The following is a 23,012-nucleotide window of genomic DNA, read 5'->3' on the forward strand; positions in this document are numbered from 1 at the left end:
GCATATGAGTGGACGTATGCGAGAAGATGTCTCCGATAATTCGCATACTGGGCTTGGGCGGATAAATATAAGTATTCCGCACCATAAACTCTTTTAAAATATCATTCTGGATTGTGCCGGAAAGCTGTTCCTGTTTGACGCCTTGTTCTTCGGCTGCAGCGACATAGAGCGCCAAAACCGGCAAAACCGCGCCGTTCATCGTCATGGAGACAGACATTTTATCAAGCGGGATTTGATCAAAAAGAACCCGCATGTCGTAAAGACTGTCAATGGCGACGCCCGCCATGCCGACATCACCCGGCACGCGGGGGTGATCGGAATCATATCCGCGATGGGTGGCTAGGTCGAAAGCGACAGAGAGGCCTTTCTGTCCGGCGGCAAGGTTACGGCGGTAAAATGCGTTGGAGTCTTCTGCGGTCGAGAATCCGGCATATTGACGGATCGTCCAAGGCCGCTGGACATACATGGTCGGGTAAGGTCCGCGAATATAAGGCTCCGAGCCGGGCATCGTGTCGAGATTAGGTAAGCCCTCAACATCCGAAGCGGAGTAATGGGCTTTTATGGGGATACCTTCGGGTGACAACCAATCCTGACCGCCGCCGGGTTTGGAGGAGGAATGCCCTAGATCAATTTTCGAAAAATCGGGATGAGTCATTTGGCGGCCTCCCGTAATTTTGCCGGTTTTGTTTCTTCTGCCCGGTGCAAGGTGACGCCCAGAATAGGGTCGTTTTTCGCGTCGCGGTCGGATTTTGCCGCCGCAATAGACTTTTGGAGAGTTCCCGAAGCGATGACCTCTTCGATGCCGCCGCCGGACTCTATTGCCTGAAACTCTGTCCATGCGGTCTCCGCGATCTTTTGCGTGAGAGCTTCGTGGAAATAACTGCCATGGGCGGGGTCATTGACCTGTCCGAGGTGGCTCTCTTCCATCATCATCAGCTGCATATTGCGCGAAATGCGATAGCTAAATGGCGTGGCCAAGCGCGGTCTGTCGGACGGCGCGTCCGTAAAGGGCCGCAAGGTCAAATAATCCGCCCCCCCGCAAACCGCGCCGAACCCGGCCGCCATAACGCGCAGCAAATTTGTCCAAGGGTCCACGGTCTGCATCATACGAAGGCTTGTGACGGCGTGTAGTGGAATATTTGCGTCTGCGCCGAAAACCTCGGCGATGCGGATGAGAATTTGTCTGGCCGCTCTGATTTTTGCAATGCCCAGATGCCCGTCCCGATCCGCTGCGAGGCATATGGAGAGTTTCGTCTTAGGGCCGTATTGGCGCCAATAGTGAGCGGCGCTCGCCGCCATGACGCTAAGTTCCTGAGCCTCGGTTCCGCCCTGATCATGTATAGAGGCGGCGTTAATGCAGAGCGCCGTCCAGGACGCCGGCAAGTCTTTCAACGCGCTTTTCAGAGAAATAATTTCGGAGGCCGCGCCGGACAGAGCCATAGACACGGGATCCAGTCCTAAATTCACGACCGATTCAGATAAAGGAGAGTAGGATTTTATAAGGTCAATCGTCTCCACGGGGCTTGATGTTATGAGAAACCGTAAAGGCACAAGGTTGAGCCAGACCCCTTCCAAGAGGCGTTTCAAGTCAGCCCGACTGACTAGGTTTATTCCGTCCCTTGAGAGGCTGATATCCAGAGCGCTCGCGCCGCCTTCGAGATCGGCTAATAGCTGTTTGTTGGCGAATTGAATGTCCGGGTCACGGACAGGCGAGCACATATGCCAAGCCCGTTCTTCGAGGAGCGGGGATTTCAAACGTAGTTGCGCGGCCGTTTTCTCCGGCCTGTCCTTTTCGCTAAAGAAAGGACCACGTATCAGGTCATCATCCGTTTTTTTGATAAGGCTTTCAAATTCAGCGCCCTTTAGCCCTTTTTGAACGCGCGTCATCCAGTCTTCGCGTGAGAGGGATTCGAAGTCATTGTTTATTGAGAGATCAGACATAACCAACTTATTTAAAATGAAACTTCAGTCTATGTTCAGAGCGCAGGCAAAGCCAGAGCTGAGCTGTATTCCAGACCAGAAATTCGAAATTCTGTCGTTCTGTGTATAGAACACATGTTTCTTATATAGAATGTTGCCTTTCAGCACTACCCCGCCTATAGGGCGGCTTGATTACAACACACACGCTTTTGGATAGATGTATGTCAAACGCTCCCACAGAAGAAACCGTCATTGATGTTGAGCACTATACGGATCGTCTTTTCAGCTTCAATATCTCGCGTCCCAAATCCTTCCGTTTTCGCTCAGGTGAGTTCATTATGATCGGACTGCCGGCTTTACCGAGCCAGAAACGTCCTATTATGCGGGCTTATTCTGTCGCATCGCCCAGCTGGGACGAAAGTCTGGAGTTTTTCTCTATCAAAGTCCCTGACGGCCCTCTGACCTCACGCCTTCAGAAGATAAAAAAGGGTGATACGGTATTATTAGGCCGCAAACCTGTCGGAACTTTGGTTCTGGACGCACTCCTCCCCGGAAAGCGTCTTTATATGTTCTCAACAGGGACGGGGATTGCGCCATTTGCCTCTCTCGTTCGCGATCCGGAAACCTATGAGCGTTACGATCAAGTGATTTTGACCCATACCTGCCGTCAACGCGCGGAGCTGTCTTATGGTTTGCGCCTTGTCGAAAGCTTGAAAGATGACCCGCTCGTCGGCGAAATGATCGGGGACAAGCTTTTACATCTGACCTCCCTCACACGTGAAGATTACCCGCTGAAAGGCCGAATTACGACTTTGATTGAATCAGGGGATTTGTTCACAAATGCAGGCGTTCCGCCCCTTAATCCCGAAGAAGATCGCGTTATGATCTGCGGTTCCAAAGATATGATTGATGATACGGCGAAGCTCGTGGAGGGATTTGGCCTGAAAGAAGGCTCAAATTCCCAGCCGGCCGAATTTGTCGTTGAAAAATCATTTGTGGGTTAAGCTACCCGCGCGACGACTCTTAAATTCTAATTGCCGCTATCGCCTAAAGTTAACAGGGCGATGCGGATGCCAAAGCCCGACGAATCGCGAATGGCGTCATTGGCCAGATTTTCTCTGTTATAGGTCAATTCAATCAGAGTGCAGTCATCCTGATAGGTCAATGAGAGGCTCTGGCGACGCAGATTATTGCTGTCGATGTCGTAATAGCCTGTGTAGCGGGTTCTCCACTTATCCGTGATTTTTACACCCAGTGCACCGGAGACTTCTTCGGAAGGCGCATTATTGATGGCGAGGAGAGGGTTGCTGGCACTGTCGATGCGGTAATAGCGTGTAGACAGATCGAACCTTTTGTCGCGATACCGAAAGGACGAGTCGATTCTACGGAAGCTGGAAGAATCTTCGTCAAATCGCACCCGTGTCTGAGACGAAAAGCGCTGTCCCAAATCAAGTTCGAATAGCCCGACAAGATCCGAATTGTCGTCCCGCAATCCAGAACTTGCGTCAAATTCCGTGTTGGTGTCAGTGGTATAGCTCTGCCCGACAAAAAGCTGTGCGCGGTTATCGTTCCAATTTGCACTGACAGAGGCGCCGACATCGGCCCGTAGGCCGTCTTCCCAAAGATCGTAACCTGCAGCCTTGTTAGACTGCCAGAATAGCGCTTGATCGAGATCTATGTCAGTCCCGTCCTGAGCGAGGTCAACCGTAAAGCCATTGGAATCAAGGGTAGTAAACTGATCCAGTTTCGCATCGCCGAAATTTTGTGTCACTTGAACTCGGGGCTCAAGAATCCAGGTTACATTTCCATCAGACCGAATAAAAGGATAACGCGCGTCCACACCGACTTGGCCCAAAGTGCGGTTGAATTCATTTGTCTCACTGCCTTCAGGCTCTATTTCGTAATAATCGAACCTTGCATTGGCGAAAGGCTGAACCTCTATACCGCCCGGCGCAATCCAGGTGCGAGAATAATCAAGGCCAATCGTACCTCGGCCGTAATTGGTGCCCTCTTGCCGCGTAAGCCAGGTCGTATCTCCGAAGAGTTTGAGCCGTCCATCCAGAACCGGGTCGGCGATATATTTTTCCAACTCTATTTTCGGCGCTACGATAGGAAGCGCGTCGTCATTGTCTTCAAAAAGACGAAGTTGGTCATTGCCAAGTTCGACAATGCGGCTTCGCAGGTCCTGAAACCCAACAGTAGAGACGCTAAACCGCATATCATCGTCTTGCCCCACGAGATAGGCTTGCGACGTGTTGCGGCGGCTCTCGGAATCATAAACGCCGCGCGTACCCGGACGTTCGTTTAAATCATAACGGTTCAGATAGTTATCATCCGTCGCCAGCTGCACCCCAAAGCCATATGTCCAGAAATCCGTTGGTTCGAAATAGCCGTCCGCAAAGATATGGGAGCGCCAGCGTTTACCTGTTGGAGCGGTGCTGGGGTCGAAAAAGCGGTTTGGATCGTCAAAAGCATTGCCGTCACGGTCAAATATGCTTCCATAGGTAAAGCTACCCTCAACATCCACGCGGCCAGTATTAAACAGACGCGCGAATTGATATTCCATCAAGGGATTTACTTTGGAAAAGACGCGGGGCGTTATCGTTGCCTCGGTGTAGTCATCAATGGCCCAGTAATAGGGAGCTTCAAGCGTAAAACCTTTGTCACTGGCCAGCCCGACGAAAGGGGTTAGGAAGCCGCTGGCTCTTTCGGCGCTTGGATCCGGGTGCGCAAGATAAGGTGTGTAAAGCACGGGTACGCCCAGAAGCTCCAAGACCGCATCATTATACCGGATGGTGCGGGTATCTTTGTCCTGCCGGACTCGTTTGGCCCGTAATCTCCATGAGGGGGTTTCAACATCTCCGTCTGCATCCCGGCAAAGCTCACAGGCCGTATAATAGGCGTTATAGAATTCAAATTCTTCTTTGGTGTTGCGATTGACAAACCGCGCGCCAACCACGCCGCCTCCTTCGATGCGGCCTGTGTAATTGGTCGCAGTACCAGCCTCTAACTCATCGGAAAGTTCAAGCTTGTCAGCATATTGAGTGGAGCCTGTTGCATCGATCAAGATAACATTGCCAGTCGCCACGATTTCGCCTGTATTCAGATCATAAACCACTGTTTCGGCGCGTAGGGTCCTGTCTTGATATCGCCCTTCGACCTCGCCGGATACGGTGAGAATATTAGCTTTTTCATCATTCGTAAGACTGTTGGCTTCCAGATAAATCAGATCCGGGTCTCGGTAAGGGCTGTCAGGAGCGAGTTGCAAAGGACGGTTGGTACCGGCTGCCGTTTCGCTGACCCCGATCTGAGCGAAAGCAGGGAGGGCCGCCCCGGTAACAAAAAGAGCTGCGGCAACAGCGCTGGTTCTCAGAAGAGCAGCTGATCGCAAACGGGAAGTCTGTGGCCGTGGCTGTGTCATCTGTCCCCTGTCAGTTCCATTTGCGTTTCTTTAAAAAAGGCGAAGCGTCGCCTTTCTTCTTCGCCTTACCCAATCGCCTCGTCACGGTCTATGCAAAAGCCTGATTTTTTTCACTATATTGAGTGAATTTTCTGCCATCTGAATGTCATGTGGGTTTCGGCATAGTCTGAATGGCCTTAAGTTTTCCTTGGTGGATACCCACTCCACCTTTTAACGGTTTTCATTACGAGAGAGGACTGAATGCGGCTGACATGGGGCAAGGCAGCGATGACGCGGCGATACAGTCTTTCATATTCTTTCGTGTCAGGGGCGGCGACCTTGATGAGGTAATCTGCCATGCCTGTCATAAGATGGCATTCAAGTACTTCCGGTCTAGCGAGCGCGGCTTTTTCGAATGCGGAGAGAATAGCTTCGCTCTGACCTTCAAGCGTGACTTCCACATAAAACGTCATGTTGAAGCCCAGCTTTTCTCCGTTCAGTCGCGCCGAGTAATGTTCAATAACACCGGTCTTTTCTAAAATACCGATGCGGCGATGACAGGCGGAGGCGGAAAGACCAACGGACTCGCCAATATCCGCAATAGACCGGCGACAATCTTTTTGCAGAAGGGCTAGGATTTTCCGATCAATATCATCAATCATGATTTGAAACACAGATATATCATCTATTCTTCGTATATTATTCTAATATTGGTCACAATACCGAATAAAATTAGATAATTTATCGAAAGGGCGTCTGTTAATTCCCGACCAAGAGACAAATGGAGTAGATAAATGCATATTGGCGTCCCTAAGGAAATTAAAAATCACGAATACCGCGTCGGCCTGACGCCGGAATCGGTGGCCGAGCTTGTTCAAGACGGTCAAACCGTCGTCATGGAAACACAGGCCGGGGCCGGAATTGGCGCTTCGGACGAAGAATATATGGCTGCAGGCGCCACTATTGCCCAGACCGCCAAAGAAATCTTCGAAACTGCCGAAATGATTATCAAGGTCAAAGAGCCGCAAGCCAATGAACGCGCTATGCTCCGCGAAGGCCAGATCCTCTATACATTCCTTCACTTGGCACCCGACGCGCCCCAGACAAAGGACCTGATTGAGAGTGGTTCTGTTTGTATTGCCTATGAAACGGTTACGGACGATCGTGGCTTTTTGCCTCTTTTGCGCCCGATGAGCCAAGTCGCGGGTCGTCTCTCCATTCAGGTCGGCGCGAAAGCTCTGCAAAAAGACGGCGGCGGTCGCGGCGTTTTGCTCGGCGGCGTTCCCGGGACAGCTCCGGCCAAAGTCGTGATTATCGGCGGCGGGGATGTCGGCTTTAATGCGGCGCAAATGGCCGTGGGTATGCAGGCGGATGTGACTATTCTGGATCGTAGTAATACGCGTATGGAAGAGCTGTCCTATTATTTCGGAAATAAAGCAAAAATCGTTCGGTCGACGCCTGCCGTTCTGGACGAGCTTTTGACAACTGCAGATCTGGTTGTCGGAGCGGTCCTGATTCCGGGCGCCTCTGCGCCTAAGCTGGTGACGCGTGAGCATTTGTCGACAATGCTGGACGGGGCCGTTCTCGTGGATGTGGCGATTGACCAGGGCGGGTGTTTTGAGAGCTCCCGCGCGACCACTCATGATGACCCGACTTATATTGTCGACGGCGTTGTGCACTACTGTGTGGCGAATATGCCGGGGGCTGTGGCCCGCACGTCAACTTACGCGCTCAACGCCGCGACTTTGGTACATGCCAAGCGTCTGGCTCGATACGGATGGAAAGAGGCGCTGGCGTCTGACCCGCATCTGTTAAACGGCCTGAATGTTTGCGAAGGCAAATTGACAATTGAAGCCGTTGCCGAAGCGCAGGGCCTTGACTGGGTTCCGGCTTCAAGCTGCGTCTAAATTTTCTATTTTATAGAGAATAGTAAAGGCCCAGCTTTGGCCGGGCCTTAAGATAATATCGCCCAGAGCGGGCAGGTTAACAATATTGGGCGGGAATTGCGGTTCAAACGCGATTCCTGCCCCGTTTGTATAGGTATCTTTCCGCTTTCCCTTGATTTGGCCTAACTTATGGCCTGTATAGATTTGAAGCCCGGGAAGATCCGAAAGTATTTTTAGACGCCGCAGGCCGTCCGGCGAACTCAAGGTGACCATTGGGCGCATTCCGGTTCCCGGCACCACAAAATGATGGTCAATTTCTGTCGACCCTATTTTCGCTGATGCCCCGAGTTCCAATTCCGAGCCTTCTATTGGACGTGCGTTGCCATGATTAATGCCTTGCCCATCTGTTTCAAAATAATGCGTCGCTTCAGTCGTCAGGCCGTGCTCAGGAACGCGCCCTCCGCCCAGATTGAAATAGCTGTGTCCCGTCAGGCTGATAGGCGTCGACGCATCCGTTTTGGCTGACATATCAAGGCGAAGGCCGTCTTTTTCCAGAGCATATCGAAAATCGGCTGTCACATTTCCGGGGTAGCCTTGGAATCCGTCCGGGCTGATATGACGAAAAACAACAGAAGATCCTTCAACCCGGCCCTCCCAATTAACCCGGTCAAATCCGACGGGGCCGCTGTGGAGGGTGTTTTTATTTTCATTGGCGCTGACAGAAATGTTTTTTCCGTCCAGTGAAAATCTGGCTTTCTCAATGCGGTTGGCGACCCGTCCAATCGCGGCGCCAAAATAAGGATGAGGCGCAAGATAGTCGTCTAGATTATCAAATCCCAAAACGATATCTGTCCCGTCAGGGAGGCAGAAAGACTGCAATGTTGCGCCGTAACTCAGCAGGGTTGCGGTAAAGCCAGTCGACGTTTTTAATGTAAAACTTTCAACGTCGTCCCCGTCCGGTAATGTGCCAAATCTTTGAATAGGTATCATGCGTCTGCCTTAAGCTCTGCGCTCCCGCTTGCCAAGACGGGGCGTGATGCCGCATATTAAATTCTAATTTAGCGAGGACAGACTTATGAATACGCAAAGCGCCGTCAATGCCAGTTCCGGTTTCATGATCCCGGACCCGACAGAAGTTCCGAGATTGGAAGGAAAGGTCTCCGAAGCGGAATGGACACTTAGAAAGCAACTGGCGGCGACCTACCGGCTTTGCGCGCTTCATGGGTGGTCAGACCTTGTGTTTACCCATATTTCCGTTCGCCTTCCGGATGAGGACGGGGAAGAGCGTTTCCTGATTAATCCTTACGGCGTCATGTTTGACGAAATGACCGCTAGCGCTCTTGTTAAAATCGATCTGGACGGAAAAATCTGTCAGGACACGCCGTATTTTGTCAATCCGGCCGGTTTCACTATCCACTCCGCCGTTCATATGGCGCGAGAAGATGCCGGATGCGTCATCCACGTCCACACACCTTATGGCATAGCCGTAAGCGTTCAGAAAAAAGGCCTGCGCCGCTACACCCAGTTTTCCATGCAGGTTCAGCATGATCTGGCTTATCATGACTATGAAGGCATTGCGCTGGAACTGGAGGAGCGCGAACGTATTGTTAAAGATCTAGGGGATAAATCTCTTATGCTCTTACGAAATCACGGAACCCTGACATTGGGTAAAACCTGCGGCACGGCTTTTCTACGTATGTATTTCCTGGAAAATGCCTGCAAGACCCAAATTCTCGCGCAATCCGTTGGATCTGAGGACGCCCTGCATGAAGAGCCTGAAACAATGGGGCAAAAAGTTTATCAACAGGGGTCAGCCGCTTTCGTGCCGGGTATGGGCGACAATCTGGTCTGGCCGGGATTAATGCGGAAGTTGCAGAGGGCAAATCCGGGGTATGACCACTAGGAAATACACCTGAGTAGTCAAATTCTGGCTCTATCTGTCTGGGTTTTGGCTGTAATCGTCCGAATTAAATCTAAAGACTTTGGGTCAATACATGATAGAGATCGAAAAAACAGGTCTGGGGGAATGACCAAAAGGGACAGACAAGTTTATGATTTCAGAAATTTGCGCTTTATATTTATCGGGGGCGAGTTTCGTTCTCCCAACAGAATGCGCCGTTGATCCGGCCTCCCGTACAGCCGTTCATTACGAAACCTTTGACGCCAAGCCGCCTAAGCCCAAGCCCGTAAAGCGTCCGCGTCCCCGGATTATTGATCATTCCAAGCCGTCTCCGGCCTCGCGCAATATGGCGGTCATTCCGCCCGGCAGCTTCATGATGGGCAGCCCGGAAGATGAAGTGCGGCGCGATAATAATGAAGGTCCGCGTCACAAAGTAACGATAGATTATACCTTCGAGATCGGAAAATACGAAATCACTTTTAATGACTGGCGCAAATGTGTGGCGGGAGGCGGGTGTCGTGGGTATCGCCCAAAAGACGGTGGATGGGGGCGGGGGAACCGTCCGGCTATCTATATCAGCTGGAATGACGCGCAGAGCTATATTGACTGGTTAAACCGGACGACGGGCTATCGTTATCGCCTCCCGACAGAAGCAGAATGGGAATATGTGGCGCGGGGACAAACCAAAGAGCCTTTTTCAACCGGAACGTCTATTTCTGCCGCGCAAGCAAACTTTAATGGCGAACATCCTTATGGCGACGCCCCCAAAGGCCAATATCGCCGGAAAACTCTGCCCGTGGGCAGCTTTGCCGCCAATAAATTCGGTGTCTATGACATTCATGGCAATGTCTATGAATGGGTGCAGGATTGTTGGAATCCGAGCCATGTCGGGGCTCCGGTTGATGGGAGTGCCCGGCTCGACGGGGACTGTAAGTTCAGGATTATGCGCGGCGGTTCCTGGGTGACCCATGGCTATCAGATGCGGGCGTCCAAACGTCTGCGTTACACAACCGATTACAGATATGATGATTATGGATTCAGACTTGCGCGAACCATAGAGAATTAGGTTGCGGGCTGTAGGGGAAGGCAGAGTATGAAACTCTTTAAATCGGCGGTTTTATTATTTACGAGTTTAGGTCTTGCCTCATGCGGCGGAAAAGCCCCTCAACCTTCTTCCAACGCTCTTATTGAAACGCCCCAAGGGCCGGTTCAAGGGATCACCACTGAAGATGCGGGTATTTATACGTTTAATGGAATTCCATATGCCGCCCCGCCGATTGGTCATCTGCGCTGGGCCGCGCCGGAATCCGCCCCCAATTGGGTAGAAACGCGCGATGCGGCGCAATTTGGAAATCGTTGTATGCAGCCTGCTCTAACGGAGGACGGGTTTATAAACCGTCTTTTAGAGGGGCAAGGATTCGGGGCTATAAAAACGTGGTTTGTTAAACGCGTGGTCGCATCCCAAGACCCCTCGCCTATGAGCGAAAACTGCCTGTATCTGAATGTGCGCACAGGAAACGTCTCAGGCGAAGAGAATAATCCCGTCATGGTTTGGATACATGGCGGCGGTCATCAATTCGGCTCCGGCGACACCTCTTTCTATCAGTCCAACGGCCTTGTTAAAAAAGACGTGGTTTTGGTCACAATCAATTACCGTCTCGGCGTGTTTGGGTATATGGCGCATCCGGCCCTTTCAGAAGCGGATCCGAACGGCGTCTCCGGTAATTACGGCACGCTGGATCAGATGGCGGCCTTAAAGTGGGTGAGAGATAATATTTCAGCCTATGGCGGAGATCCAGACAATGTGACAATTTTCGGCGAAAGCGCCGGAGCGTGGTCTGTGACAGAACTTATGGCTAGCCCGCTTGCGAAAGGGCTTTTTGACAAAGCCATCGCCCAGAGCGGCGCCTCGACCTATCATCTGGGGCAGATGTCAGGCGAAGGGGCCGGATGGCCAAGCGGGTATTTCATGGGGCGAAAAGTAGCGCAGTCCGTTGGACTTAGTGAGCCGAGCGCTTCGGACCTAAGAGCCGTTCCGGCAAAGCAAATCATGGGAAATCTTCCAGAAAATTCGGACGAGGCTTTTCACCATATCCGTGATGGCTATGTCTTTCCGAAAAATGTGGGCGAGGCCTTCCGGAGCGGGGAGATTAATTCCGTTCCCTTTATCGCCGGGTATAATGCGGATGAGGCGACATTGTTTTTTCCGGATGACCCTGAACCTTCCGTCTGGATAGAGGGTTTCCCCAGACAGGACTCGCAAGCACAAATTGCCAAACTTAACGAAGTCTATCCTGAGCAAGGGAAAATACTTCAGGCGTTGTATAATTTAGACGAAGATTTTGTTGAAGGCGGAACCCAAATGATGGGGGATGATATTTTTGGCGTAAATATACGTTATGCGGCCCGCGGCAATGAAACCTTATCCAGCCCGAGTTATGTCTATTTCTTTAGCCGTATTCCTTCGAGTGAAGATCAAACCCTAGGATTATCACTCTGCCGAAATTCCATTTGTATTCGGCGCTCTTAGAGACGGCTTTGGATATACGGATGAAGATAAACATCTTTCAGAATTGATGACATCTTATTGGACAAATTTTGCCAGAACAGGAAACCCAAACAACGAAAACCTACCGCACTGGGACCGACATCAAGACCGAATTTGGATGGAGTTTTCTGCCAATGCCGTTGAGGGTCAGACAGGTATGAAGACAGATGTAAGGCAGAACAAAATCGACGCGCTGGAAACCGGGCTTATAAAAAAGCTTTCGGGACTTGAGGCGCTCAGTCCTCAAACCTCACCGTCGATTGACGCTGTCGATTAACTCTTAATTGAGTGACGTCCGGGCGCGAATAATGGCCCGCAGGATCAAAGTTTTGGCGCTCCTGCCGGATCTTCGCCGGGTCCAATTCGCAATAGCGAATCCCGGTTTCGGCTTTTAACGGAGGCAAGACCCAGCTACCGTCAGGTGCGGCGACACAGGAGCCTCCATCTGCTGGCATATCTCCGAGTGAGGCTCTGATCTCTTCCGCAAAGGGCGTGTCGTCTTCGACACAATCGGGAGTCATGACTGAGCCAACAGAGACGCAATAGCTCCGGCCTTCTTTGGCCAGAACAGGCGTTAAGTCCTCGGTGTTTCTCATATTCCCAGGCCAGCAGGCAATGTGAAGGTCTTCGCCCTGACCATAAAACGCCGCGCGCGTGAGCGGCATCCAGTTTTCCCAACAATTCAGGCCGCCGACCGTAAAATCGCCCAGCTTATGAGTGACAAGACCCGCGCCGTCCCCGGGACTCCAAACCAGTCTTTCTTCGTAGGTTGGCTGAAGTTTTCTATGAACTGAACAAATAATTCCCTCTTTATTTATATAGACATAGCTACAGTAAAGCGAATGGCCGGAGCGATCACGAGGACGTTCGATAATGCCAAGATAGGCGGCCACCCCCGCCGTTTTCAAAGCCGAGCAGACCCCGTCGAGATGTCCGTCCTCAATGGTCACAGCCTGATTGGCATAATGGGCAAAAATTTCTTTCTGTTTCGGATTGTCAAAAGCGGCGCCACCTGTCCCGTCGAGCCAGAAAGGATAACCCGGGACAAAGCCTTCCGAAAAGACAATGAGGTCGGCCTTTTCCTTAGAGGCTTTTTGAATGGCCTCTAAGACAGAGGACAGGCTGCCTTCGCGATTAAGCCAAACCGGGGAGAGTTGGGGAAGCGCCAATTTCAACATGTATAGCTCTTGCAATTGAGGAAAGTCGTTAAACCCACTTTAACCATAACTCAAAAGCCATTCCTAAGACAAATTTGCTAATTTCCGCCAGCTTATGGGAGTGAGCTTCAAATAGTGGGCAAAGGGAAGTGGTATGTTAAGGCAATATTTTCAATCAAACTCCGGCAATTTTGCTATGATGGGCGCTATTGCCCTCTCCGTTGTTTTACTGGCTGTCGGGGCCGCTGTCGATTTTACCTCTGCCACGAAAAAGCAGCAAAGCCTTCAAGACATGGTCGATAATGCAACGCTCGCGGCGGCCCAAATCAAAGATGGACGCCGTAAGGATATGCAGGACATGGTAGATAAGGTCATCGCGCAACATAATACTCAAAATTGGCCTATCAAAGCCAAGGTTCGCCTTAAAAATGATGTCGTCTATGTCGAGGCCTCGACCGATTATGAAACGATCCTCATGGGTATGGTCGGGAAAGACAGAGTTGAAATCAAAGCCGATGCCGGAGCGCCGCTCTCAAAGTCGACCCCAATTAATTTGGCGCTAGTTTTGGATACAACGGATTCCATGTATGGCGACAATATCAGGGATTTGAAGGTCGCGGCCAAAGAAATGGTCAAGATTATGGGCGACTCCGAGGCGTCTGTTCGCATGGCCGTTATCCCATTCGGCAAGTACGTAAATGTAGGACTAAAAAATAAAAACGCGCAATGGATTGATACTTCTCAAGACGGTACGTCGCGGGAATATGAGTATTGTTATAATGAACGAAGAACCATCAAACCCAGTAAATGTCGGGGAACCGGACGGTATCGCACAGAAGACATCATTGTTGATGGGCAATATCGAGGCAAACGGCGAATAGAAGAGAGAGAGTGCACAAAAGGAGAATATGAATATACAGGCAATCGAGTCTGCAGCATGCGTCAAACCAATTATACTTGGTATGGGTGTGTAGGCTCTCGCCAGTCCCCTTATAATGAACGAGCGCCTTACGCCTCTCGCCGCATTCCCGGCATAATGAATGAACGTTGCGGTACGGAAATGCTGCCTTTGGTCAAAAATTTGAAAAAAGTTGAACGGACGATTGATGACCTAGAGGTAAAAGGCGAGACTTATCTGCCGTCCGGTGTTGTTTGGGGGTGGCGTGCTCTTCAAAAAGATGCGCCTCTGACTGAAATTCGCAGAAGCTATAAGAAAAAAAGTAATGACCCTGTAAATGCCATGGTGGTTATGACAGACGGGGAAAATACGCTCTCCCAAAACAAAGGGCAGATTACTCATAGCGGGAGAGATAAAAAAGCCGCAAATGAACGAACAGCCAATCTTTGTGAAGCGGCAAAAAAAGACGGCATACAAATCTATACGGTCGGATATCGTATGGGCGCAGGCCGTGGCGAGATAGAAAAACTTCTCAAGTCCTGCGCGTCGGAAAAAGGCAATTATTTTGATGCGAGAAATGCAGAAGAATTAAAAGGGGCGTTTAGTGATATTGCGAATCGGTTGAATATCACTCGTCTCAGTATTTGATTTAACTATTATAATTAATTTTGATGGCCTGTGCGGATGTACGGGCCTTTTCTCTGGCCGCCTCAATGGTTTCGCCGCGGGCCAAAGCGACGCCCAGGCGTCGTGATCCATTTATTTCCGGTTTTCCAAACAGTCGAATTTGCGTGTCGGGATCAGAAAGCGCGCCCTCAAGACCTTGGAAAGACAAATTGTCTGAGCGGCCCTGTCCCATAATAACGGCAGAGGCAGAAGGCCCAAATTCTCTAATGCCTGGGATTGGGAGACCAAGAATAGCTCTAACATGCAAGGCAAATTCAGAAAGGTCCTGACTTATCAGCGTCACTAAGCCTGTGTCATGAGGGCGGGGAGAAATTTCAGAAAAAATTACCTCATCTCCTCTGACAAATAATTCAACTCCGAAAAGGCCGTACCCTCCAAGGGCGTCCGTAACTTTTTTGGCCATGGCTTGCGCTGCATCAAGCGCCGCCTCACTCATTTTCTGAGGCTGCCAGCTTTCCCGGTAATCTCCGTCCTCTTGCAAATGCCCGATAGGCGCGCAGAAGGATGTGCCGTTTTTATGCCGAACGGTCAGAAGCGTTATTTCATAGTCAAACTCTACAAACCCTTCGATAATTATTCGGGACGCTCCCGTCCGCCCGCCCTCCTGAGAATAGTGCCAGACTTTTTCTAAGTCGTCTTCATCCTGGGCCGTACTTTGACCTTTTCCGGAACTGCTCATCACAGGTTTTACGACGCAAGGCAGACCAATATCTAACGCCGCCTTTCTCATTCCGCTCTCGGTATCGGCGAAACGATAAGGCGATGTGTTCAGCCCCAGCTCTTCTGCTGCCAGTCGGCGAATGCCTTCCCGATTCATGGTCAGTTGAGCCGCCTTCGCGGTTGGAATAATGGTAAACCCTTCTGCTTCTAACTCGCAAAGCGTGTCTGTCGCAATCGCTTCTATTTCAGGAACTATCAGATCCGGGTTTTCGGCTTCGATCACTAACCGCAAGGCTTCCCCGTCGGTCATATTCATCACATGTGAACGGTGGGATATCTGCATGGCAGGTGCGTCGGCATATCTATCTACCGCGATAACTTCGATACCGAGGCGCTGAAGTTCGATCGCCACTTCTTTTCCAAGCTCACCAGAGCCAAGTAAAATAACTTTTGTTGCCGAAGGCCGAAGGGCTGTACCGATGGTCGTCATTTTCAAACCTCTTTCTTGAGAAGTGATGGCATTATCTTTGACAAAGTGTGTCAGGTAAACTGAATGGGCAAGGTGAAAAGTTTACACAGAGACGTGACATCCGTCCCTCTGGACTCTCTATAATCTGTGCTTATCTAAGAGAGATCGGTTTATAATGGGCAAGAACGGGATAATACAGCATAGTTGATGACAGATGCACCCAGTTTGAAGGAATCTGCGTATCTATTAATAGTTTAACGCAGATTAAAATCTTACAAGGGTTTATGATTCTTACTTATTTAAAGAAAAACACCGCTGAGACATAATTAATGCGCGAAGACTTGTCTAAATTATGCGTCCGGCTCAGGACAGAAGGGAAAACGGTTATGTCAGATATATATAATCTGACATCTTCACATCTTTACGGGCTGATTTATCAGGTTGTTAATGATGACAAAAAAGCCTCGCATGTTCTGAAAGCTGTCTATTGCCGCCTGTGGGATCAAAAAGATGAGTTTCAGAAAAAGGCTCTGGATCCTTTGGATTGGTTAAGAGCAACGGCGCACAGATATGCTATGGATTATAAAACCAAGAGCGCCATTCTGAACGGCACACCTGCGATATCCAAAAATAATGGCGTTGGAAAAGATTCAGACTATTCAACAGTCAGTTTGTCCGAGGATGAAAAAATACTTTTCAGGCAAGCCTATCTACAAGGGGACCCTGTTTCGGAAATAGCGTCAAAACATAATCAAAGCGAAGAACAAATTTCGCGCACTCTTGAAAATATAAATCACAAAATCAAGCGAGTTGGATAGTGACCGACACGAAAAAACATAATGAGGCTTTGGCGATTGCCTATCTTACCGGGCAGGCTAGCGCGAGCCAGATTGATTTATACAGGAAAGCTTACGCCGAGGAGGCAGGCTTTAGAGAAACTGTACGCGATATTGAAGTCTGGCTCTCTCCTTTAAACACAGACTCTGTCCACCGAACGCCTCCGCCAGACCTTTATGATAGTATCATGGCTGAAATTATGTCGGATAACTCCGAAAGCGCGCATAAAATCGTTGAGGCGATGAATGACAATTACGCAGGACGATGGAAAGCGTTGGCGGCTGCGGCCTCGGTTATTGCTATTTTGGCGATTGGGTCGCATTTCATAGGCCCCTCTCCCGCGGAGCCTGTTTCCGACCAGAGCCGGATGATGGCACTGCTCTCCGGAGAGGAAAGCCCTCCACTTGTGGCCATCATTTATAATCCGGAGACACATGAAATTGTTGCGAAACTTTCCAATGTAAATGTTCCGGAAGATGGAGATTTACAGCTTTGGCTTATCCGCGAAGGTAAGGACGGGCCGGTTTCTCTTGGCGTCATGGAAGAGGCCAATGAAGACCAATCAGTCTCATTTGCCGTGCCGGAAAATCTTCAGGACGGAACAGATATTCTCGCTATTAGCCTGGAGCAAAAAGGCGGTTCGAAATCTGCTGGCCCGGAAGGCCCCGTTTTATACACAGGCGCGATCGGTACGATTTAAACCCTGGTTTCTGTCGCGCTTTTGAAATGCGCCGAATAAGGTTTAAAGCAAGGCGTTCAAATCTGACATATTGATTTGCGAGCGTAGTTTTTTCAGGCCGCGCCTGATCCAGCTTTTGACGGTGTTCGGAGAAACACCGATCGTCTCTGCGATTTCGCGTGAGCTTAATCCGTGTACAATATTCAAGATTATCGCTCTGGACATATCTGGGGGTAAATTGTCGAGGTGCGGGTCAAGAAAGCGTTTCAATAACATGGATTTTGCGGCGGAGTCGGATTTTGCTGTTTTATCGGGAAGCGTTTCAATCAACTCTGTCGTGTCTGGCCTTCTTTTGAGTTTTCTCAACTGATCAATGGCTCTATTTCGAGTTATGACAAGTATCCAGGTGAAAGCCTTTCCCTTACTCGGATCGTAAGAGGCTGAATTCTTCCAAATGGAAATATAGGCATGTTGTAGAATATCATGGGCGAGAGTTTCATCCTGAACCATACCGCACAAAATGGCATTCAATTTTCCAGAAGTCAGCGTGTAAATTTGCTCGAAAGCTTTATGATCGCCTTGGGCACATTTGGATAGGCATTCCGCCAATATCAAATTTTCTTCGTTGAAGGTGTCCAAGGCCCCGATCCTTTGGTTGAGATTAAACTATTCAAAGCCTGATATCTTCATAAGTTCCGCAAAATTAAGCGGAAAAGTCAAGAATCCATCCTTTTTTCTATAAAAGTTCGGAATTTCTCGATTTTTATGCACCCATTCCGGAAATGGGCTCGTAACTGAAACACCACCAACCCCTTACAGTTAATCTTTGTGGGCCTGTGCGTTCGCTGAAAATGGCAGCTGTATAGTAAAATTGAGGACCAAGAATGCCAAAACTTATGAAATCAAACTCCAAGCCCCTTCGAAACCTGCTATTGGCGGGTAGTGTTATGGCCGTTGTCGGTGCGGGTGTCGCCCCTAGTTGGGCCTCCAGCCATCGAGAAGCGCCAGCCATCACGGAAACGCCAAAAGTTGACGGGACCGACTTTTACATGTTCCGCAGCTATGAGCCTGGACGCGAAGGATTTGTAACATTTATCGCCAATTATCAGCCATTGCAGGCTCCATATGGCGGACCCAATTACTTTACCATGGATCCGGATGCGATTTATGAAATTCATATTGATAATGATGGGGATGCCGTAGAGGACATCACTTATTCTTTCGATTTCGACAACAGCCTCGTCAATGACGGCCAAGGCATAACTTTGGACATCGGCGATAAAACCTTGCCCATTCCTCTGCGTTATGCTGGTCCGGTCACAGCAGGCGATAGTTCAAATCTGGCAGAAAACGAAACGTATGAATTGACAGTTGTAACAGGTGACCGGAAATCCGGAACACGCACAACATTAGATCAGACTTTTGTTAAGCCTTTGGACAATGTGGGTAATAAAACACTGCCTGATTATGAGGCTTATGCAGACCAGTATATGTATGACGTTACTTTACCGGGCTGCTCTACAGCGGGCCGCGTATTTGTCGGCCAACGCGCAGAAGCTTTTGCCGTGAATTTGGGCGAAGTCTTTGATTTGGTTAATCTCGTTCCTCTAGAAGGTTCGATTGAGCAAAGCGAAGAAAATAATGAGCTAGCCGACTCGAATGTAACTTCTTTTGCATTGGAAGTGCCAATTGATTGCGTGACCGGAAACGGTAACGGCGTGATTGGTGCCTGGACGACAGCCAGTGTTCCACAGGCAACTTTACAGGATCCGACACCAACATATGAAAATCCTGAGCTACATGGCGGTGCATTCGTGCAAGTCTCACGGCTTTCTGCGCCATTGGTAAATGAAATTGTTATCGGACTTCCGATCAAAGACCTTTTCAATGCCTCTGAGCCAAAAGATGATGCGCAAGCTGCCGATTTTGTTACCAATCCGACGTTCCCGGCTCTAATCGATATTTTGTTCCGGGACGCACTTGGCGCTGATGGCAATATTGCTCCGTCAAACATACCGCGGACAGATTTGGTTGCAGCGTTTTTGACTGGATTTGAAGGTGTCAATCAACAGGCTACCGTGACCCCATCTGAAATGATGCGATTGAATACTAACATTGCGCCGACGCCACAGGCCGCTCAGAGCAATCTTGGCGTTGCAGGCGATGACTTGGCCGGCTTCCCGAACGGACGTCGTCCGGGCGATGATGTTGTGGATATTGAACTCCGCGTAGCCATGGGAGCACTTTGCTATGAAATTCCGGTCAATGGTACGCCAACTAACCTGGGCTTTTGTGAGCCGGAAGATGCACCCGTCGGAGACCAGCCTTTCACAGACGGTGCGCCAATTTCGGCAACGGATGTTCAAAACGAGTTTCCGTATTTGAACACACCATATCCTGGATCTCCAAATAACGCTGGAGGGGAGGGCTAGATGAAAACGCCAACTAATACTGTCAAAATCATTTTGATGGCGAGTGTTGCAGCGTTCGCGCTCTCCGCTTGCGGAGGAGGGGATAACAACTTTACCCCTCCACCCACAGGTGAGATTCCGCCACCGCCACCGCCACCGCCACCGCCGCCACCGCCGCCGCCTCCGCCGCCGCCTCCGCCGCCAGCGGGGACGCCGCAATCACAGGCAGGTGCTGGATTTGCGGCAGCCTTTAATCAGGGACCTTTTGATCCGGCCGTGGATCCTGTGGATGGAGATATCATCCCTCTGGATAAGACAGCCGAGCCGATTACGATTACGGCTCCTTGAGAACTGCTAAATACTGAATTTAAGAGCCGCCTTCCGGGCGGCTTTTTTTATGGTTGATGCCCATGATCTGTTTGCGGTCAGAGGCTATTAAAGGGATCGATGACTTGGAAGCAGCGGGGTACACTACTATATGACTATCTGGGAAGTGTGCCGTTATCTGGGTGAGGAGGCCGCCATTTCGACGACTGATATCGCGCTTATCTGCCACCCTCCGCCTGAATTTGAATAAATAAGGTCAAAGCGGACCGACTTTGCCCGATCCTCGAAGCCACCCCGAAGCCGTAGACTTCCATCCGGCAATATGGCCGGCGGGATATAGTAAGTTGGGCTTAAGAAAATCGTGCGGCCAACATCAATACGGTTTTGACGCAAGGACGCGAAATTTCCGAAGAGTTGTTGAGGAGAGTTCTGCTGTTTGAAGGTGGGAGACCCTAAGGCGTATAATACGGAATAATTCCCTGTTCTATTGGCATTGTCCAAAGCGATCATTGTGGACCAGACGAGCCGGGCTAGAACTGCTTCGCTCGGAACAGAAGGCGTGCTGGCAGAGGCAGAGCTTTGCTGTGATTGCGCCGCGGCATGGGAGGGGAGCGCCAGTGCCAGGGCTGTGCCCGAAAAAAATCCCAAAGCCGCGACAGTGAAGGTTTTAGCTATTAATTTCATCATTGAGCTTCTTATCTAAAATGCATTTCTGTGAAGGCGTTAATTGTTTCGACAAGCAGCCTAATTGAAATGAAAACAAAGACAACTGATTGCGATGATGTGAGAAATGGTGCGAAACCAAAAACAGGAAATAAAAAACCCCGACCTGTAAGGCCGGGGTAAATCTTATGGCTCTCAGAAAGTGAGAGCTGTTAGAGCTGACTACCAGCTCGCTTGGAAACCAGCGCGGGCGCCAGTGGATCCATTATCAACGCCCGTTGTGACCGCACCGCTTACCTGGAAGTTCTGGTTCATACGATACGCGACACTACCAGCAAAGGCCGTCTCATCATCATAATACCCAAAGCCACCTGAAACAGCGTATGTCTGCGTTAGCGGAACATAGGCATTATCAAGCGCCAAGGCAGCTGCAATCCCTGCGCGGTTATCCAGAATACCATCAATATTCTGACTGATTTGCGCGGAGTTCGAATCGATTGCCGCTGTGTTTAAAGCGACAGCTGCATTGGTATTGGCCAAAGCGGCATTCGTTGAATTAATCGCGGCCGTGTTGGAGTTTATTCCCATCGCGTTCGCATTAATCGCGGAAGCATTCGTTGTGATAGCCGCTGAGTTATTCTGGATGGCCGCACTATTCGCAGCCTGTCCAGTTTGAAGCGAGAAGTCTGCTGCAATGTTTCCGTTACGGTCTGTGGTAACAAGTCCGATATCGCCGGTCTGAGCCGCCGTACTCGTTGCGGAAGTTAGACCTGCAAAAGTATAGGTATTCACACTCGTACCAAGCGCTATCTGATTATTACGCGTTGTTGTTGCGCCGTTACCAATAGCTGTTGAGTTTCCGAAACCTGCACTGGAGAGATTACCAATAGCGGTGGACGTGTTGCCACTCGCGACGGCGCCTTCACCAACGGCCAGAGACCGAACGCCTGTTGCCTGGGCCAAGTGACCGAAGGCTTGCGCGCGTTCTGCCGTTGCCATGGCGCGCCAGCCAATCGCTGTTGCGCCTGGACCCATTGCGGTGGATTCACCGCCAACGACCGTCGTGGACGGGCCTGAGGCTGTCGTCATCGTACCGATCGCGATAGCATCTGCCCCGTCTGCTGAAGATTGATTGCCGAGAGCTATACTTTCAAGCCCGTCTGCAGTTGCCGCTTCACCAACGGCTGTAGAGCGAACTCCAGAAGCACTGGCCAAATGACCAAATGCATGAGCGCGTTCCGCTGTTGCGGAAGACTGCCAACCGAAAGCGGTTGCTGCCAGGCCATCTGCATTCGACTCTCCGCCGACAGCTGTCGTGGAATTACCGTTCGCATTGGCCATAGTCCCAAATGATGTGGCATCGACGCCTGTCGCTGTGGCTTGGTTACCAACAGCAGAAGATTGCTCTCCATCAGCGCTAGCGGCTTCGCCAACAGCGAGAGACCGAAGTCCCTGAGCGTTCGCCAAGTGGCCCATTGCATGGGCGCGTTCGCCCTCTGCATTTGATTGCCAACCGAAAGCGGTGGCCGCGAGACCGTCAGCATTCGATTCACCGCCAATAGCTGTCGTGGAGTTACCATTTGCATTGGCCATTGTGCCGAATGAAGTTGCGTCTACGCCTGTCGCAGTTGCTTGATTACCGACAGCGGAGGCTTGCTCTCCCACAGCGCTAGCGGCTTCACCAACGGCTAAGCTGCGAAGTCCTTGTGCATTGGCCAAATGGCCGACTGCGTGTGCGCGTTCACCTCGTGCATTTGAGCGCCAGCCAAACGCTGTTGCGGCTGTCCCAAAGGCGGTGGCTTCACCGCCAATAGCTGTTGTGGAGGTGCCCGCGGCGCGGGCCTCGTCACCGACAGCCAAAGCGTCAGTGCCATTTGCAATACTTAAATTGCCAATAGCTGTAGAGTTGGCCGTTTGAGCGTTGGCATCTTCACCAATAGCGAGAGACATATCGCCTATTGCTCGCGCTTGATGGCCAAAAGCATGAGCTTGAGCCCCCCGCGCTGTTGATTGCCAGCCAATTGCAGTGGAACCAGGACCCGTCGCTTCGGATTCTCCGCCAATTGCTGTGGTGGAATTACCATTTGCATTAGCCATTGTCCCAAAGGATGTGGCGTCAACGCCTGTAGCTGTCGCCTGGTTACCCACGGCTGACGCTTCGGTTCCGTTTGCTGTTGCAGCTTCGCCCACTGCTAGCGTCCGTAAACCCTGAGCATTGGCCAAATGACCAAAAGCTTGAGCTCGCTCACCATCGGCATTGGCTCTCCAGCCGACCGCTGTCGCACCAGGGCCTTGTGCATTCGACTCTCCGCCGATGGCCGTTGTGGATGGCCCTTCTGCATTGGATTCTGTGCCAACTGCCGTGGCGTCTGCACCGTCTGCATTGGAATCCACACCGCACTCAAGAGATGTTGCATCCATGTCGCCTGTATTACAATCCGGGGTTGGGTCAGCGAAAGCCGGAGCGGCTGTCATTAAAGAAATAGCGAGGGCGCCCGCCGATATCGTACCTGTTAAAAATCTTCTCATTTTTTGTCCTCTCAGTGATAGCGCAAATGGAACTTGCCTAA

Annotated in this window: 21 protein-coding genes; 11 read left to right on the top strand and 10 right to left on the bottom strand. The window is 50.6% G+C overall.

Features of this window, described 5'->3' with window-relative positions; translation table 11 throughout:
• The coding region (locus ACN0IC_RS11620; protein WP_416878949.1) for a methylmalonyl-CoA mutase family protein at nucleotides 1–655 on the bottom strand (655 nt) is incomplete at its 3' end.
• Nucleotides 652–1,941 (bottom strand): methylmalonyl-CoA mutase family protein, encoded by a 1,290-nt coding sequence (locus tag ACN0IC_RS11625; RefSeq protein ID WP_416878950.1) that lies wholly within the window; start codon nucleotides 1,939–1,941, stop codon nucleotides 652–654. The genes ACN0IC_RS11625 and ACN0IC_RS11620, both read right to left, overlap by 4 nt.
• A 200-nt stretch (nucleotides 1,942–2,141) precedes the next feature.
• Between ACN0IC_RS11625 and ACN0IC_RS11630 the strand changes: the two genes are divergently transcribed.
• Entirely contained in the window at nucleotides 2,142–2,924 is a 783-nt protein-coding gene (locus tag ACN0IC_RS11630; protein ID WP_416878951.1) for a ferredoxin--NADP reductase, read from the top strand.
• Nucleotides 2,925–2,950: 26 nt separating this feature from the next.
• Here the strand turns inward: ACN0IC_RS11630 and ACN0IC_RS11635 are convergent, their stop codons facing one another.
• Both ACN0IC_RS11635 and ACN0IC_RS11640 read right to left on the bottom strand, forming a co-directional pair.
• The gene (locus ACN0IC_RS11635) at nucleotides 2,951–5,311 is read right to left on the bottom strand and encodes an LPS-assembly protein LptD (protein ID WP_416878952.1); all 2,361 of its coding nucleotides are present in this window, start codon (nucleotides 5,309–5,311) and stop codon (nucleotides 2,951–2,953) included.
• A 206-nt stretch (nucleotides 5,312–5,517) separates the two neighbouring features.
• On the bottom strand, nucleotides 5,518–5,994 hold the full coding sequence (locus ACN0IC_RS11640) for an Lrp/AsnC family transcriptional regulator (protein ID WP_416878953.1): 477 nt from the start codon (nucleotides 5,992–5,994) through the stop codon (nucleotides 5,518–5,520).
• 120 nt (nucleotides 5,995–6,114) lie between these two features.
• On the opposite strand from ACN0IC_RS11640, the gene ald reads away from it, so the two are divergent.
• Nucleotides 6,115–7,227 carry an alanine dehydrogenase gene (ald, locus tag ACN0IC_RS11645; protein ID WP_416878954.1) on the top strand — a complete coding sequence of 371 codons (1,113 nt, stop codon included), beginning with the start codon at nucleotides 6,115–6,117 and terminating at the stop codon, nucleotides 7,225–7,227.
• Here the strand turns inward: ald and ACN0IC_RS11650 are convergent.
• Nucleotides 7,213–8,196 (bottom strand): aldose epimerase family protein, encoded by a 984-nt coding sequence (locus ACN0IC_RS11650; RefSeq protein ID WP_416878955.1) that lies wholly within the window; start codon nucleotides 8,194–8,196, stop codon nucleotides 7,213–7,215. The two genes, ald and ACN0IC_RS11650, sit on opposite strands and share 15 nt — an antisense overlap.
• A gap of 85 nt (nucleotides 8,197–8,281) precedes the next feature.
• Here ACN0IC_RS11650 and ACN0IC_RS11655 point away from each other — a divergent pair, with 85 nt between their 5' ends.
• From ACN0IC_RS11655 to ACN0IC_RS11670, 4 genes are all read left to right on the top strand, one after another.
• Nucleotides 8,282–9,109: a class II aldolase/adducin family protein gene (locus ACN0IC_RS11655; protein WP_416878956.1), complete on the top strand. Its 828-nt coding sequence runs from the start codon at nucleotides 8,282–8,284 to the stop codon at nucleotides 9,107–9,109.
• A gap of 148 nt (nucleotides 9,110–9,257) precedes the next feature.
• On the top strand, nucleotides 9,258–10,172 hold the full coding sequence (locus tag ACN0IC_RS11660; protein WP_416878957.1) for a formylglycine-generating enzyme family protein: 915 nt from the start codon (nucleotides 9,258–9,260) through the stop codon (nucleotides 10,170–10,172).
• 27 nt (nucleotides 10,173–10,199) lie between these two features.
• Entirely contained in the window at nucleotides 10,200–11,636 is a 1,437-nt protein-coding gene (locus ACN0IC_RS11665; RefSeq protein WP_416878958.1) for a carboxylesterase/lipase family protein, read from the top strand.
• Nucleotides 11,611–11,931, top strand: a complete 321-nt coding sequence (locus ACN0IC_RS11670) for a carboxylesterase family protein (RefSeq protein ID WP_416879007.1) — start codon at nucleotides 11,611–11,613, stop codon at nucleotides 11,929–11,931. The genes ACN0IC_RS11665 and ACN0IC_RS11670 overlap by 26 nt, the downstream gene beginning before the upstream one ends.
• Here the strand turns inward: ACN0IC_RS11670 and ACN0IC_RS11675 are convergent.
• A complete protein-coding gene (locus ACN0IC_RS11675; RefSeq protein WP_416878959.1) occupies nucleotides 11,891–12,832 on the bottom strand; it encodes a carbon-nitrogen hydrolase family protein in 942 nt (313 codons plus the stop codon). The two genes, ACN0IC_RS11670 and ACN0IC_RS11675, sit on opposite strands and share 41 nt — an antisense overlap.
• Before the next feature lie 133 nt (nucleotides 12,833–12,965).
• Here ACN0IC_RS11675 and ACN0IC_RS11680 point away from each other — a divergent pair, with 133 nt between their 5' ends.
• Complete coding sequence (locus ACN0IC_RS11680; protein ID WP_416878960.1) at nucleotides 12,966–14,357, top strand: hypothetical protein; 1,392 nt, start codon at nucleotides 12,966–12,968, stop codon at nucleotides 14,355–14,357.
• 1 nt (nucleotide 14,358) lies between these two features.
• On the opposite strand, the gene purT is transcribed toward ACN0IC_RS11680, so the two are convergent.
• Nucleotides 14,359–15,546 carry a formate-dependent phosphoribosylglycinamide formyltransferase gene (gene purT, locus ACN0IC_RS11685; RefSeq protein WP_416878961.1) on the bottom strand — a complete coding sequence of 396 codons (1,188 nt, stop codon included), beginning with the start codon at nucleotides 15,544–15,546 and terminating at the stop codon, nucleotides 14,359–14,361.
• A gap of 365 nt (nucleotides 15,547–15,911) precedes the next feature.
• On the opposite strand from purT, the gene ACN0IC_RS11690 reads away from it, so the two are divergent.
• Together ACN0IC_RS11690 and ACN0IC_RS11695 are read left to right on the top strand one after the other, a co-directional pair.
• Nucleotides 15,912–16,343: a hypothetical protein gene (locus tag ACN0IC_RS11690; protein WP_416878962.1), complete on the top strand. Its 432-nt coding sequence runs from the start codon at nucleotides 15,912–15,914 to the stop codon at nucleotides 16,341–16,343.
• Nucleotides 16,343–17,062, top strand: coding sequence for an anti-sigma factor domain-containing protein (locus ACN0IC_RS11695; RefSeq protein WP_416878963.1), 720 nt, complete (start codon nucleotides 16,343–16,345; stop codon nucleotides 17,060–17,062). The genes ACN0IC_RS11690 and ACN0IC_RS11695 overlap by 1 nt, the downstream gene beginning before the upstream one ends.
• 42 nt (nucleotides 17,063–17,104) lie before the next feature.
• Here the strand turns inward: ACN0IC_RS11695 and ACN0IC_RS11700 are convergent, their stop codons facing one another.
• On the bottom strand, nucleotides 17,105–17,680 hold the full coding sequence (locus ACN0IC_RS11700) for an RNA polymerase sigma factor (protein WP_416878964.1): 576 nt from the start codon (nucleotides 17,678–17,680) through the stop codon (nucleotides 17,105–17,107).
• A 245-nt stretch (nucleotides 17,681–17,925) separates the two neighbouring features.
• On the opposite strand from ACN0IC_RS11700, the gene ACN0IC_RS11705 reads away from it, so the two are divergent.
• Together ACN0IC_RS11705 and ACN0IC_RS11710 are read left to right on the top strand one after the other, a co-directional pair.
• Complete coding sequence (locus ACN0IC_RS11705) at nucleotides 17,926–19,473, top strand: DUF4331 domain-containing protein (RefSeq protein ID WP_416878965.1); 1,548 nt, start codon at nucleotides 17,926–17,928, stop codon at nucleotides 19,471–19,473.
• Complete coding sequence (locus ACN0IC_RS11710) at nucleotides 19,474–19,800, top strand: hypothetical protein (protein ID WP_416878966.1); 327 nt, start codon at nucleotides 19,474–19,476, stop codon at nucleotides 19,798–19,800.
• Between the two features lie 153 nt (nucleotides 19,801–19,953).
• Here ACN0IC_RS11710 and ACN0IC_RS11715 read toward each other — a convergent pair whose 3' ends face one another.
• Both ACN0IC_RS11715 and ACN0IC_RS11720 read right to left on the bottom strand, forming a co-directional pair.
• Nucleotides 19,954–20,466 carry a hypothetical protein gene (locus ACN0IC_RS11715; protein WP_416878967.1) on the bottom strand — a complete coding sequence of 171 codons (513 nt, stop codon included), beginning with the start codon at nucleotides 20,464–20,466 and terminating at the stop codon, nucleotides 19,954–19,956.
• Nucleotides 20,467–20,664: 198 nt separating this feature from the next.
• Complete coding sequence (locus tag ACN0IC_RS11720; protein WP_416878968.1) at nucleotides 20,665–22,971, bottom strand: YadA-like family protein; 2,307 nt, start codon at nucleotides 22,969–22,971, stop codon at nucleotides 20,665–20,667.
• Nucleotides 22,972–23,012 lie beyond the last annotated feature (41 nt).

The sequence above is a fragment of the Litorimonas sp. genome (assembly GCA_029936425.1).
Classification (GTDB): Bacteria; Pseudomonadota; Alphaproteobacteria; order Caulobacterales; family Maricaulaceae; genus Litorimonas.